Source organism: Neisseria sp. Dent CA1/247 (genome assembly GCF_022870825.1).
GTDB lineage: Bacteria > Pseudomonadota > Gammaproteobacteria > Burkholderiales > Neisseriaceae > Neisseria > Neisseria zoodegmatis.
The window spans coordinates 1,534,425-1,547,680 of the sequence record NZ_CP091522.1 but is presented as its reverse complement, the minus strand read 5'-3'; the positions used below and the strand labels follow the sequence as shown (position 1 = coordinate 1,547,680).

13 protein-coding genes are annotated in these 13,256 nt (G+C 47.1%); 11 read left to right on the top strand and 2 right to left on the bottom strand.

The window, feature by feature from the left end:
- The first annotated feature begins 119 nt into the window (after window positions 1-119).
- From LVJ85_RS07650 to LVJ85_RS07610, 9 genes are all read left to right on the top strand, one after another.
- Complete coding sequence (locus LVJ85_RS07650) at window positions 120-1,079, top strand: acetyl-CoA carboxylase carboxyltransferase subunit alpha (RefSeq protein WP_244738481.1); 960 nt, start codon at window positions 120-122, stop codon at window positions 1,077-1,079.
- Window positions 1,080-1,355: 276 nt separating this feature from the next.
- Window positions 1,356-3,149 carry a translation elongation factor 4 gene (gene lepA / locus LVJ85_RS07645; protein ID WP_244743122.1) on the top strand — a complete coding sequence of 598 codons (1,794 nt, stop codon included), beginning with the start codon at window positions 1,356-1,358 and terminating at the stop codon, window positions 3,147-3,149.
- Window positions 3,149-4,162 (top strand): signal peptidase I, encoded by a 1,014-nt coding sequence (gene lepB, locus LVJ85_RS07640; RefSeq protein WP_304653897.1) that lies wholly within the window; start codon window positions 3,149-3,151, stop codon window positions 4,160-4,162. Before lepA ends, lepB begins: the two co-directional genes overlap by 1 nt.
- A 293-nt stretch (window positions 4,163-4,455) precedes the next feature.
- Window positions 4,456-5,988, top strand: a complete 1,533-nt coding sequence (istA, locus tag LVJ85_RS07635) for an IS21 family transposase (RefSeq protein WP_182073206.1) — start codon at window positions 4,456-4,458, stop codon at window positions 5,986-5,988.
- Window positions 5,975-6,703: an IS21-like element helper ATPase IstB gene (istB, locus tag LVJ85_RS07630; RefSeq protein WP_370686940.1), complete on the top strand. Its 729-nt coding sequence runs from the start codon at window positions 5,975-5,977 to the stop codon at window positions 6,701-6,703. Before istA ends, istB begins: the two co-directional genes overlap by 14 nt.
- 769 nt (window positions 6,704-7,472) lie before the next feature.
- A complete protein-coding gene (locus LVJ85_RS07625) occupies window positions 7,473-7,844 on the top strand; it encodes a hypothetical protein (RefSeq protein ID WP_085362458.1) in 372 nt (123 codons plus the stop codon).
- 86 nt (window positions 7,845-7,930) lie between these two features.
- Window positions 7,931-8,305 carry a hypothetical protein gene (locus tag LVJ85_RS07620; RefSeq protein WP_244738478.1) on the top strand — a complete coding sequence of 125 codons (375 nt, stop codon included), beginning with the start codon at window positions 7,931-7,933 and terminating at the stop codon, window positions 8,303-8,305.
- Between the two features lie 52 nt (window positions 8,306-8,357).
- Complete coding sequence (locus tag LVJ85_RS07615) at window positions 8,358-9,245, top strand: hypothetical protein (protein ID WP_143773775.1); 888 nt, start codon at window positions 8,358-8,360, stop codon at window positions 9,243-9,245.
- Between the two features lie 158 nt (window positions 9,246-9,403).
- A complete protein-coding gene (locus LVJ85_RS07610) occupies window positions 9,404-9,934 on the top strand; it encodes a hypothetical protein (protein WP_244738476.1) in 531 nt (176 codons plus the stop codon).
- A gap of 57 nt (window positions 9,935-9,991) precedes the next feature.
- Here LVJ85_RS07610 and ruvB read toward each other — a convergent pair whose 3' ends face one another.
- Window positions 9,992-11,023: a Holliday junction branch migration DNA helicase RuvB gene (ruvB, locus tag LVJ85_RS07605; protein WP_085362462.1), complete on the bottom strand. Its 1,032-nt coding sequence runs from the start codon at window positions 11,021-11,023 to the stop codon at window positions 9,992-9,994.
- A 78-nt stretch (window positions 11,024-11,101) separates the two neighbouring features.
- Window positions 11,102-11,413, bottom strand: a complete 312-nt coding sequence (locus LVJ85_RS07600) for a hypothetical protein (protein WP_244738475.1) — start codon at window positions 11,411-11,413, stop codon at window positions 11,102-11,104.
- 223 nt (window positions 11,414-11,636) lie between these two features.
- Here LVJ85_RS07600 and adk point away from each other — a divergent pair, with 223 nt between their 5' ends.
- Window positions 11,637-12,284 (top strand): adenylate kinase, encoded by a 648-nt coding sequence (adk, locus tag LVJ85_RS07595; RefSeq protein WP_115133278.1) that lies wholly within the window; start codon window positions 11,637-11,639, stop codon window positions 12,282-12,284.
- 234 nt (window positions 12,285-12,518) lie between these two features.
- On the top strand, window positions 12,519-13,250 hold the full coding sequence (rnc, locus tag LVJ85_RS07590; RefSeq protein ID WP_244738474.1) for a ribonuclease III: 732 nt from the start codon (window positions 12,519-12,521) through the stop codon (window positions 13,248-13,250).
- The last annotated feature ends 6 nt before the right edge of the window (window positions 13,251-13,256 follow it).

The following is a 13,256-nucleotide window of genomic DNA, read 5'->3' as shown; positions in this document are numbered from 1 at the left end:
GAATAACGGTACTGCACATTAATCAGGCAAAAGGTCAGATGAAACGCGACAAAATACTGCCGAAACTGCTTTGATTAGCGTATGATTACGTCCGAATCCTATTGATAAGAGCATGAATTATGAAACCCGTTTTCTTGGATTTTGAACAACCTATTGCCGAATTAACCAAAAAAATCGATGAGTTGCGTTTTGTACAAGGCGGATCAGCCGTAGATATTTCTGAAGAAATCGTCCGCCTGCAAAAGAAAAGCGCCGATTTGACCAAGTCGATTTTCAGCAAACTGACTCCCGCCCAAGTATCGCAAGTATCGCGCCACCCCCAACGTCCTTACACTCTGGATTACATCAACGCCATTTTCACTGATTTCGAAGAACTCCACGGCGACCGCCATTATGCCGACGACCACGCCATTATCGGCGGCTTGGCGCGTTTCAACGGGCAAAGTGTAGTGGTTATCGGACATCAAAAAGGACGCGATACCAAAGAAAAAATCCGCCGCAATTTCGGTATGCCCCGCCCAGAAGGCTACCGTAAAGCGCTGCGTTTGATGCAGATGGCAGAAAAATTCCATCTGCCTGTGATGACTTTCGTTGACACCCCGGGCGCTTATCCGGGCATCGGTGCCGAAGAGCGCAACCAGTCTGAAGCCATCGGCCGCAACCTCTACGAATTGACTAAACTGCATGTGCCGGTTTTGTGTACCATTATTGGTGAAGGCGGTTCCGGCGGTGCATTGGCGATTGCCGTGGGCGATTATGTGAACATGCTCCAATATTCGACTTATTCGGTGATTTCTCCCGAAGGTTGTGCTTCCATTTTGTGGAAAACCGCCGAGAAAGCTGCCGATGCCGCCCAAGCATTAGGCATTACCGCCAAACGGTTAGCAGACTTGAATTTGATCGACCGCGTTATCGAAGAGCCTTTAGGCGGCGCGCACCGTGATCACGAAGAAATGGCGAAGCGGGTAAAAGACGTGCTGACCGACCAATTGCGCACGGCTCAAGATATGCCCATGGCTGATCTGCTTACCCGCCGTTTCGACCGAATCATGTCTTATGGTCAATTCGTAGAAAAATAAATCTTGAATTTTCGATATGAATGAATAGAAAACAGCAGGTAAGTGCCTGCTGTTTTTTTGTTTAATCTGCACAAAATCACATATTCATCTTTTCATTTCAAACGGCATTTATATTTAGTTAGCCTGCAAGCATTCAGGCCGTCTGAATTAGCCCAAACTGCTTTTTTCAGCTAAAATACGCAGCTATTTGATTCCGATTTATCAGGCCGTCTGAAACTGCATTATTCCTGTTTTCAGACGGCCTCACAGAGAATAACGAGCAGCATGTCTAACTCAATGAAAAACATCAGAAACTTTTCCATTATCGCCCACATCGACCACGGCAAATCCACACTGGCCGACCGCTTTATCCAATATTGCGGCGGCTTGGAAATGCGCGAAATGAGCACGCAGGTGCTGGACTCGATGGATATTGAAAAAGAGCGCGGCATTACCATCAAAGCGCAAACCGCCGCCCTGAACTATAAGGCGCGCGACGGGCAAACCTATCAGCTCAACCTGATCGACACCCCCGGACACGTCGACTTTTCCTACGAAGTTTCCCGCTCGTTATCTGCTTGCGAAGGCGCGCTCTTGGTTGTGGATGCTTCGCAAGGCGTGGAAGCGCAAACCGTGGCCAACTGCTATACCGCGATTGATTTGGGTGTGGAAGTGGTGCCCGTGCTGAATAAAATCGATTTACCCGCCGCCGACCCCGACCGCGTGGCGCAGGAAATCGAAGACATCATCGGTATCGATGCTGTCGGTGCAGTAACTTGTTCGGCCAAAAGCGGCTTGGGTGTGGAAGACGTGTTGGAAGAAATCGTAGCCAAAATTCCCGCTCCCGAAGGCGATGAAGATGCACCCTTGCAAGCCATGATTATCGATTCGTGGTTTGATAACTACGTTGGCGTAGTGATGCTTATCCGCGTTAAAGAAGGCCGTCTGAAACTGAAAGACAAGCTGCTGTTTATGAGCACCAAAGCCGAAACGCAGGCGGAGCAACTTGGTGTGTTTACGCCGAAATCGGTGCAAAAACAAGAATTAAAAGCCGGCGAAGTAGGTTTCCTGATTACCGGTATTAAAGAATTGAATGCCGCCAAAGTTGGCGATACCATTACTTTGGCAGCCAATCCTGCCGAAAAAGCTCTGCCCGGTTTCCAAGAGGTTCAATCGCAGGTATTTGCCGGTTTGTATCCGGTGGAAAGCCACGATTACGAAGCCTTGCGCGATGCTTTGGAAAAACTGCAATTAAACGACGCTTCGCTGAAATTCGAGCCGGAAGTTTCCCAAGCCTTGGGTTTCGGTTTCCGCTGCGGCTTCTTGGGGCTGTTGCATTTGGAAATCGTGCAGGAACGCTTGGAGCGCGAATTCGATATGGATTTGATTACCACCGCGCCGACGGTGGTATATGAAGTATTGCTGAAAAACGGCGAAAAAATCGAAGTGGAAAACCCGTCCAAACTACCCGATGTCGGCAGTATCGACACGATATTCGAGCCGATTATCACGGCTACGATTTTGGTGCCGCAGGAATATGTGGGTGCGGTGATGACCTTGTGCAACCAAAAACGCGGCGTACAAAAAAACATGCAATACATGGGCCGCCAAGTGATGCTCACTTACGATCTGCCGATGAACGAAGTGGTAATGGACTTCTTCGACAAGCTCAAATCCACTTCACGCGGCTATGCTTCGTTGGATTATGAGTTTAAAGAATTCCAAGCGGCCGATCTGATTAAGCTGGATATTATGGTGAACGGCGAAAAAGTCGATGCCTTGAGCCTGATTGTCCACCGCTCCAATGTCGTGTTCCGCGGCCGCGAATTGGCGGCGAAAATGCGCGAACTGATTCCGCGTCAGATGTTCGATATTGCCGTACAAGCGGCAATCGGCAGCCAGATTATCGCCCGCGAAACCGTAAAAGCCCTGCGTAAAAACGTATTGGCCAAATGTTACGGCGGCGATATCACGCGTAAGAAAAAACTTCTTGAAAAACAAAAAGCCGGTAAACGCCGTATGAAACAGGTCGGCAATGTGGAAATTCCGCAGAGCGCGTTCTTGGCTATTTTGCAAGTTGGGGATAAATAATGAGTAAAGCTTTGATACTCGGTGCGATAGCCGCTTTGGTTGTCGGCTTGGTGCTGTTTGCCAAAAGCAATAAAGAGCGCGAAGAAAACGGTGAGTGGAGCAATTCGTTGCAATGGGGCTATCTGTTGATGATGGTCGGCCTGTTTGGCATATTGTCCGCTTTTATGAGCTTCACCGCTGTTTTATTGATTTTCGTATTGATAACGGGCGCGATATGGTTCGTACATAAAGGCCGTCTGAAAAAGCACGCAGAATATCATGGTGCCAACAACCACTTTACCGATTATTTGGGTGGATTTTTTCCGATTATCTTAGTGGTGTTTGTGTTGCGTACATTTGTTGCCGAGCCGTTTCAGATCCCTTCCAGCTCGATGCGCCCCGGTTTGGTGGTGGGCGATTTCATTCTCGTGAATAAGTTTGCATACGGTATCCGCACACCGATTATCAATAATGTGTTGATTCCTACCGGCCAAATCCAACGTGGTGATGTAGCCGTATTCAATTATCCCGAAGATCCTAAGATCAATTACATCAAGCGTATCGTTGCTGTTCCGGGGGATGTTATCGAATATCAGGATAAGGTACTGACGATTAACGGCGTTAGGGAGAAAGACATACTTAAAGGCACCTATTCTTATCCCGATGATCAAGATCCTGCGCTGACTCGTGAGGCGAAAATTTATCAGGCATCGGTATTCGATCATGATTTTGATGTGCTGAAGATGGATGATATTCCGGCTGTAGATGTCAATGCAGTGAATTTCGTACAGCACAGAATGTTAGAAGCCGGCTTGCAGAGCGGTTTGATTGAAAATTGCCAATATGCTGCTGATGGCAGTGGATTTACTTGTAAAGTACCCGAAGGCCACTATTTTGTGTTGGGAGACAATCGGGACGGCAGCTCTGATTCCCGCTATTGGGGTTTTGTAGACGATAAATATATCGTTGGAAAAGCCTTTTTCATTTGGATGAATTTCCGTGATATGAGCCGTATAGGAACCAGCATTCGTTAGTTAGCTTAAATGAAAAAGCCGGACTTTGATTAGATCAGAGTTCGGCTTTTTTGTTTTTATTTTGGTTGTTCAAATTGATTGGATTTATCATCAATGTGGGAATGCTTTATTAAGTAGATAGAAGATATGAATCATTTTTGCTCTTAAAAATACAGCTTGGATGATATTTCCAGTCGTCTGTTAAATATCGTGCAAAACTGAGCCAGGGAAACGGGGAGTTGTGCTCCAAAAGTGAGCCACTCTCCGTTTGTTATAAACTGCTCCGCTCTATCACACAGCGGAGCCCAACCTGGATGTTATGCATGGAAACCATCGCAAAAGTGCACCGGCTTTTTCACCGACAGAAACTCTCACAACGTGAAATCGCCAAACAACTCAAACTCTCCCGCAATACAGTCGCCAAATATCTGCAGCACGCCACAGTCGAACCCCCCGTCTACCGCAGAGAACAAACCCATTACCCCAAGCTCGGTCCTTTTCTTGACGTGTTGACCCAACAGTTGCTCCAAGAAGCCCGGCTGCCCAAACAGCAACACCTTTCTGCCCGTCGACATTTCGAACGCCTCAAAGATGCCGGTTATGCCGGACAGTACAGTGCCGTTGCCGTATTTATCCGCAAATTCCGCCAACAGCACCAACCCAAGCCGGTTCCGGTCTTTATGGCTCAGGCTTTTGCTCCGGGTGATGCTTATCAGTTTGACTGGAGTATCGAAACCGTTTGTTTGGCCGGACAGACCGTTAAGGTAAATATCGCTCATTTCCGCTTATGCCACAGCAGGGCTTTTTTCGTTTGTGCTTATCCCAATCAGAAAGCCGACATGTTGATGGATGCGCACAACCGCGCATTCGCTTTCTTCGGCGGCGTACCTGCCCGCGGTATCTACGACAATATGAAGACCGCCGTTACCCGCATCGGCAAAGGCAAGGAGAGAGAGTTTAACGCACAGTTTTTACAGATGATGACCCACTTTCTCATTGAACCGGTTGCCTGTACCCCGGCTTCCGGCTGGGAGAAAGGCCAGGTCGAGCGGCAGATACGCCACCTGCGCGAAAGATTGTTCAAGCCGACTTTGGCTTTTGATTCCTTTACCTCTCTCAACGACTACCTGCAACAGCAATGCCTGCGGCTGATGCGGCAGCACAAACATCCCGAATACAGGCAGCCGGTTAACGACATATGGGAAAGGGAGAAGCATTCGTTGGCTGCTTTCCGTCCCTATCCGGCAGAACGTTTGGAGATACTCAAAGTCAGCAACCAATCTTTGGTTACCGTCGAACGCCACCGTTACAGCGTACCGGTCGAATGGGCGGGCAATACGGTTAGGGTTTATATCGGCGCACAGACCGTCCGCTTTTGTAGCGATACCGACTGTATTGCCGAACATCCGCGCAGCTTTGTGAAAGACGGCATCAGCTATAACCCTTGGCATTTTTTGCCCTATCTGCAAAAGAAACCCGGAGCGTTAAGAGACGGCAGGGCTTTTATCGGCTGGGTACTGCCGCCCGTCATAGAGCGTCTGAAAGCCTGTTTGCTTAAGCAGCCCAAAGGAGACCGGGTAATGGTCAAACTGCTGAACCTGATGGCCGAATACGATGCCGACTTGGCATTGACGGCAGCGGAATTGGCATTGGACGAAGGTATGCCGACTCCGGAGGCAGTCTTGAACATCATCAACCGTCTGAAAGAACCGCCTCCACCCCGTTTCCATATTAGGGACATCCCGCTTACCGTCCCGCCGTCAGTTGATTGCAGCCGTTATGACCGCTTACTGAGTCTGTCGGGCAAACAAACGGATACGATGAAGGAGAAGCATCATGCAGCATGAACGTCTGGCCGGACTGTTGAAAGAATTGAAACTCGGTGCGATGGCGGAGCAGTGGGATGAAATCGTAGTGGACGGCATCCGTCGCAAACGGGGTACGCTGGATATTCTGGAGCGGTTGTTGACTGCCGAACATATAGCCAAAACCGCAAGGAGTATCCAAAACCGGATTAGCCAGGCAAGGTTTCCGCAACACCGCAGTTTGGCCGACTTCGATTTTGAGCAGAGTTTGATACACCGTCCGGCATTGGAACTGCTTTTGGGCGGGGACTATATCAGACAGAAGCGTAATGTGGTGTTGGTAGGCGGACCGGGTACGGGCAAAACGCATATTGCCACAGCATTGGGTATCGAAGCGGCGACACAAGGATTTAGGGTACGTTTTTGGAATGTACTGGACTTGGTCAACAAATTGGAAGCAGACAAAGACGAAGGCCGTCTGAAACTGACCGAGCAGCAATGTCGGTACGATTTGTTGATTCTTGATGAGTTGGGGTATCTGCCGTTTAGTCAGAAAGGCGGTGCGCTGCTGTTTCATCTGATGAGCCAACTGCATGAAAGGACGAGTGTTGTCATGACAACCAATTTGGCCTTTAGCGAATGGGTGAAACTGTTTATGGATGAAAAGATGACGGGTGCTTTACTGGACCGCCTGACTTATTGCTGTGATATTTTTGAGACGGGCAATGATTCTTACCGGATGAAACACCGCTCATAGGGTGGCTCAATTTTAGACCACAACTGTGGCTCAGTTTTGGAATGGAATTGACAGTCGTCAGTAACTTTTAAAAATTTATTCATACAATACAAAAAAATATGAAATTTTATAAAAGAAAATATACGAAAGAATTATTTATGAAACTTTTACAAATTTTATTATTTTTACACATAAATGTTAATTTAAATTATTTTATAAAATGAAAAATTTTTGAAGGTTAAATTGCGTTTTGTCTTTCCGTCGAAAAATAACGCAAGATGGATAAATTAGATTTTTATGCTAAATATTTATTATATTGGAATAGTTATTGTATAAATTTCATGATATTTAGCATTGTTATTAAATTGAACATCAAAAAATATTATTAATTTAAGTTAAATAAGGTTATATTTTTTATATTTTAGAAGCTTTGGCAATCTAATTATATTGAATTATTTTAATGAAATATTATTGAAAGTGTATATGTTTATGAAATATATAAGATTTGTTATATAAATAAACATGGCCGTATGTAAATTTTACTTTACTGTTTAAAAGATAACGTTAAAAATAATAATTTAAGAAATGGATTATTAATTTTTCATGGATATAATTAACTCAAATCCATCGAATATTTATTTTCTTGAAGTTTTTATATTTTAAGCTATAGGTTGTAGATGGATTTATTGCAGTGCGGGAGTTGTATATCCCTTTTTATGTTTCTGACCGTAACTCAAATATTTAAATTTGATTCAAGGTCTGTTTAACTTGTCTATGAAAGGAATGTATCATGAAAAAATTGACTGCTGCTATCGTGGCTTTGGGTATGAGCGCTTCTGTTTTCGCCGCTGGTTCTTTCAATCAAGCTGTTGTAGTTAATACAGATGCTCAATTGAACGTATTTAAAGCTTCTAACAACGTTCAAGGCTTGAACGTTGTTACTTCTACTAAAGACTTGCATGACGTTGAACAAGGCATTTTGGCTAACAAGCTGGACTTTGAAATTGATGAAGCTTCTAACAACGTTCAAGGTGGCAACGTAGTAGTTGGTGGCATGTTTACCCGTCGCGTTGATCAAGCAGCTTTCGCTAACGAAGTAAACTTGAAAACTACCCGTGGTGCTAACAACACTCAAGGTGTTAACGTAATCGCAATCAAATAAGCATTGATTTGCTGATATGGGTTGGCAGTGGAAATGAAAATTTTGCTGTCGACCCTGTTTAATATATTGAATATGGAAGGCAGGGTATGATTATGATGATGAGAAATTTATCAAAATTAAATATTTGCCTGTTTTTTTCAGTGATGATGGCTCCTTTGCAGCTGATGGCAGAGCATCCGGGGTTTCCTGATATTCCTTCCACTAGATCGATGATAACCCCTGAGAAGATGATTAATGAGGCTCGTGTACGGCCTCAGGATCCGAAAACTAATGGTTATCATGTGATTGATCCCTACGGAAATTCATACTATGTTGATAATATTGTGAAGCCGAAATGTGCTTTTTACGCTAATTATATCAATGTAGATACTTCATCTTCTAAACGTGCCGGTAAAGTGAATCAACCCAAGATTACAAGCAAAGCCTATATTGGAAAAGTTAATATTCAAGGCTGCCATTAATTAATGTTTTTAAAAGTAACCTAATCAAAAATAGTAGGGAGAATGCATTATTATGAAAGCTTCTGCTTTAAAAATTCTAGGCTTGGCTTTATTGCTTTCCGGTTGTTCTTCTCAATCGGTAGATTTCGTTTCTACTACTGCCACACCCAATTACACAGAATCTTCGTTAGACAAATCTTTGGATTGTGTTGGTAAGGAGTTTGAAGAATTTACCAAGACTTCGCCTCGGGTTTCTCTGTTTATCGTATCTAGTGTTATCGACGGAACAGTAAGGCAGCAAGCGTTGCACAGCCCGTTGGCTGATGCAGGAGCTTTTCATTTAAAAACGCGTATACATGCATTATTCCCATATACTTTGGCCAAAGTGGTCAAAGAAGAGCCTTTGATTTTTCAAGCGGTTAACGGGCCGGTTGGGATTAATGCTTTTGGTTTGGTGAATACCAACTATTTGAAAGCCTATCAAGACGGTAATTTGGCTTCCATGAATTTTATCCGTAACCAAGCAGGTTTGTCTCCCGCTACTTATCTTCAGTTGATCCCGATTGAAGCTGCATTTACGCGCAACGATCAGGAAGATTTTTTCAATAGAGGCCGTGGTGCCAATGCTTCTCAGAGCAAAGCTAGAATTCAGGGTAATATTGATTACGGCGTGAGCAATTCTTCTAAAATCATTAGCTTGGCCGTTAACGTTACCGATCCTTCAACCAATACTATTGCTTATGCGACTTCTTTCGATTTGAAATATTCGGCCAAGAGAAAAGAGTTTAGCATTCAGTTGACAGGTTCTGAGCCCGGTATCGGATACTCGTTCTCTTCCGGTCAAGTGGAAAGCGTGCAAAGTGCGCAGCAGGTATTGCTTGATGCAGCCAGCTTATGGGTAGCGGATTTGGCTTATCCTGAATTGCAGCTGCAAAAAAAATGTGCGCCTAAAAAATCTTAAATTCATGGTGTAATGCCAAAACAGCCGTATGTTTTGGTGGATTATAGTAGAATGGTCACTAAAGGCCGTCTGTACAAAACGGTATAGACGGCCTTTATGTTTACTTTTGTAGATATTCAATGGCTTTTAATGCCATCCGAGAGGGAGGAGATGTGACCTTGAAAAATATGAATGTCAAAGGCTATTGTCGCCTGTGTGTTTGGTTACCTGCCATTATGCTGGCAGCCGCATGCGCACATTCAGAGAAGGAAACTGTTCAAGCTAAGCCTACTACTAAAGAACAAGTTGCTGCGGTGGCAGAGAGTCACTTCAATAAGCCTCATGAGCAAGTGGAATTACAATCTTCGCGCAGTAAAAAAAGCAGCGGTATGAAGAAGATGTCTAATCAGGCTGACCATGTGACGGCTGAGGGTGTGGTGAAGTCGGGCGACAATCCGCCGGCGCCTGTTATTGATACCGATAAGGCGAAAGTGGCTGCGAAGGAATTTAAGGCGCAGGCTGCGGCTCATCCTCCTTATAAAGATTTAGATATGCTTACGGAAGAAGAGCATAGAAAGATTCTTAAGAAATCTCTGCCTATGATCGGTCAGTACGGTAATGTTGATTCCACCGGTTTGGGGCATTATCCCCGCCGTGATGGGGAGCGCTATCAGTCTGACCGGCCGATTATTTATTATGTAGATGAGTAAACATGTTTGAAGGTTCAATATATTTGAATGCCGTCTGAAAATGTTCAGACGGCATTTTTATTTATCCATGCTCACACCGAAGTGCAGGTAGCTGCGTTCGGTCGCCATGCGCCCACGCGGGGTGCGTTGCAGGAAGCCTTGTTGGATTAAATACGGTTCGATAACGTCTTCGATGGTGTCGGTGGATTCGCCGATGGCGGCGGCGATGTTTTCCAGTCCGACCGGGCCGCCGCTGAATTTATAGATGACGGCTTCGAGGAATTTCCTGTCCATCACGTCCAAGCCAACCGCATCGACATCGAGCATGCTTAAGGCGGCATCGGCGGTTTCGGCGTTAATCAATCCCTGATTTTTCACTTCGGCGTAATCGCGCACGCGGCGCAGCAAACGGTTGGCGATGCGGGGCGTGCCGCGGCTGCGGCGGGCGATTTCCATTGCGCCTTCTTCGCCCATGTTCAACTGCAAGAGCTGGGCGGAACGGGCGACGATGGTGGCCAAGTCGTTGTGTTCGTAAAATTCCAAACGGGAAACGATGCCGAAACGGTCGCGCAGCGGGTTGGTGAGCATGCCGGCGCGGGTGGTTGCGCCCACCAGTGTGAACGGCGGCAGGTCGATTTTCACCGAGCGGGCGGCGGGGCCTTCGCCGATCATGATGTCGAGTTGGTAGTCTTCGAGTGCGGGGTAGAGGATTTCTTCCACCACGGGGCTGAGGCGGTGGATTTCGTCGATAAATAATACGTCGTGCGGCTCGAGGTTGGTCAGCAGGGCGGCCAAGTCGCCGGCGCGCTCGAGCACGGGGCCGCTGGTTTGGCGCAGGTTTACCCCCAACTCTTTGGCGATGATGTGTGCCAGCGTGGTTTTGCCCAATCCGGGCGGGCCGAACAGCAAGGTGTGGTCGAGCGCTTCGCCGCGTTTTTTCGCCGCTTCGATAAAGATGGCAAGCTGTTCTTTGGCTTTGTGCTGGCCGATGTAGTCGCCCAACGTTTTCGGGCGCAGGGCGCGTTCGAGCAGCTCTTCTTGGGCGGAGATGCTTTGGGCGGTGATGATGCGTTGCGGTTGTGCCGCGCTCAGGTTGTCGGTTTGCAGCATGGTGTACGGCTCGTGTGGTTAAAGGTTTCGAGGCCGTCTGAAAACCGTGCTTTCAGACGGCCTCTCGAATTATCGGTTTCAAGCTCTGTCGCGGGTTTGCCGCCAGACCAGATAATCCCGTAGCGGCGGCATGGGCGGGTTGATGCAGTGCGGGCATACGCCGGTGATGTCTTCGTCGTCGTCTTCGATGTGCAGGGCGTTGGGGTCGAACCGCGCCTGCTGCATCACGGCTTGCGCCAATGCTTGCTCTTGCACGACATCGAATTCGAAACCGCTGAGGATTTCGCCCAGCAATTCGTGTTCCGCCGTGCTGAAGTTTTCGCTGTTGACGGTAATCAGGCGCAGATAGTCGCTGTTGCTGATTTTTCGGTGTAGTAACTCAATATTCATTATTCAGGTTATTCAAGCCGTCTGAAACGGTTTAGGGCAGAAGTTTTATTTAACGGACGGATTATAACGTGTTTCAGACGGCCTCAACTAAGTTTTACCCCCTCTTGAGGCCGTCTGAAAGCATAATGAAAGCATAACAAGCCTTTTCATAACGGCATAACCATATTAAGATTAGCCTTGAAGTATCTTTATCCTATTTCGACCAATATTCAAGGAACACAGAATGAAAGTATTACTGCTCGGCGCTCCGGGTGCAGGTAAAGGCACACAGGCTCAATTTATTACTGCTGCTTTCGGCATTCCGCAAATTTCTACCGGCGACATGCTGCGTGCGGCGATTAAGGCCGGTACGCCGTTGGGCTTGGAGGCGAAAAAAATCATTGATGAAGGCGGTTTGGTTCGCGACGACATCATCATCGGCATGGTGAAAGAGCGTATCGCGCAAGACGACTGCAAAAACGGCTTTTTGTTTGACGGCTTCCCGCGCACACTGGCGCAAGCCGAAGCGATGATTGAAGCGGGTGTGGATTTGGACGCGGTAGTTGAAATCGATGTGCCTGATTCTGTGATTGTGGACCGCATGAGCGGCCGCCGCGTACACTTGGCTTCAGGCCGCACTTACCATGTTTCTTACAATCCGCCAAAAGTTGAAGGTAAAGACGACGTAACCGGCGAAGATTTGATCCAGCGCGACGACGATAAAGAAGAAACGGTGAAAAAACGCCTTGAGGTATATCACGACCAAACGGCGGTATTGATTGATTTCTACGGCAAACTGACCGGCGAACATGCGCCGAAATACATCAAAGTGGACGGCACGCAGGCCGTTGACACTGTAAAAGCCGAAGTATTGTCTGCTTTGGGTAAGTAACCGGCAGCAAGCCGAAATAAGGTACAATACAGGCCGTCTGAACATTTCAGACGGCCTGAGCTTTTGTCTCTCCGGTTTATGGTGCGGCGGCTCGGTTTTTTTATCTATGATACAGCCTTAAATCTTTTCAATATTTGTATGTGCGGTAAGTTTTGCCGTATGTCGGATTGCGTAAGCAAACGCGCTCTTGAAAAGTGTCGAAAAGCATTCGGGCTGCTTGATGAAAGTATCCAAATGAAACGCAACCCTATCCAACAACAGGCTTTAGAGCAGATTCAGCGGTGCATCGGCTATACATTCCGGCAACCCGCACTCTTGGAGCAATCGTTAACCCACCGCAGCTTTTCGGGGCGCAACAACGAGCGTTTTGAGTTTGTGGGCGATTCGATTTTGAATTACACCGTGGCCAAGATGCTGTTCGACACCTTTCCCGATTTGCCCGAAGGCCGTTTGTCGCGGATGCGGGCGAATCTGGTTAACCAAGATACTTTGGCCGAAATCGCTTCGGATTTGAATCTCGGCGACGCATTGTTTCTCGGGCAAGGCGAATTGAAAAGCGGCGGTTTCAGACGGCCTTCGATTCTGGCGGACGCGATGGAAGCCATGTTTGCCGCCATCAGCTTCGATGCCGATTTTGCCACGGCGGAAAATACCGTGCGCCATTTGTTTGGCGAGCGCGTAAAGAAAGCCGACATGATTCACGAAGGCAAAGACGCTAAAACATTATTGCAGGAATCGTTGCAGGCGCGGCGTTGGCCTTTGCCGAAATACCGCATCGAGCACCAGCAGGGCGAAGGCTGCGATGCCGAATTCAGCATAGCTTGCGATTTGGGTGAGCTGGGCTATATCAGCCGCGCCAAAGCCTCCAGCCGCCGTGCTGCCGAGCAGGAAGCGGCAAAAGCAGCATTCGCTTGGCTGGAAGCAAACCATCCGCAAAAAAGCCATTCAAAAAGTAAGAAGAAATAACGAAAT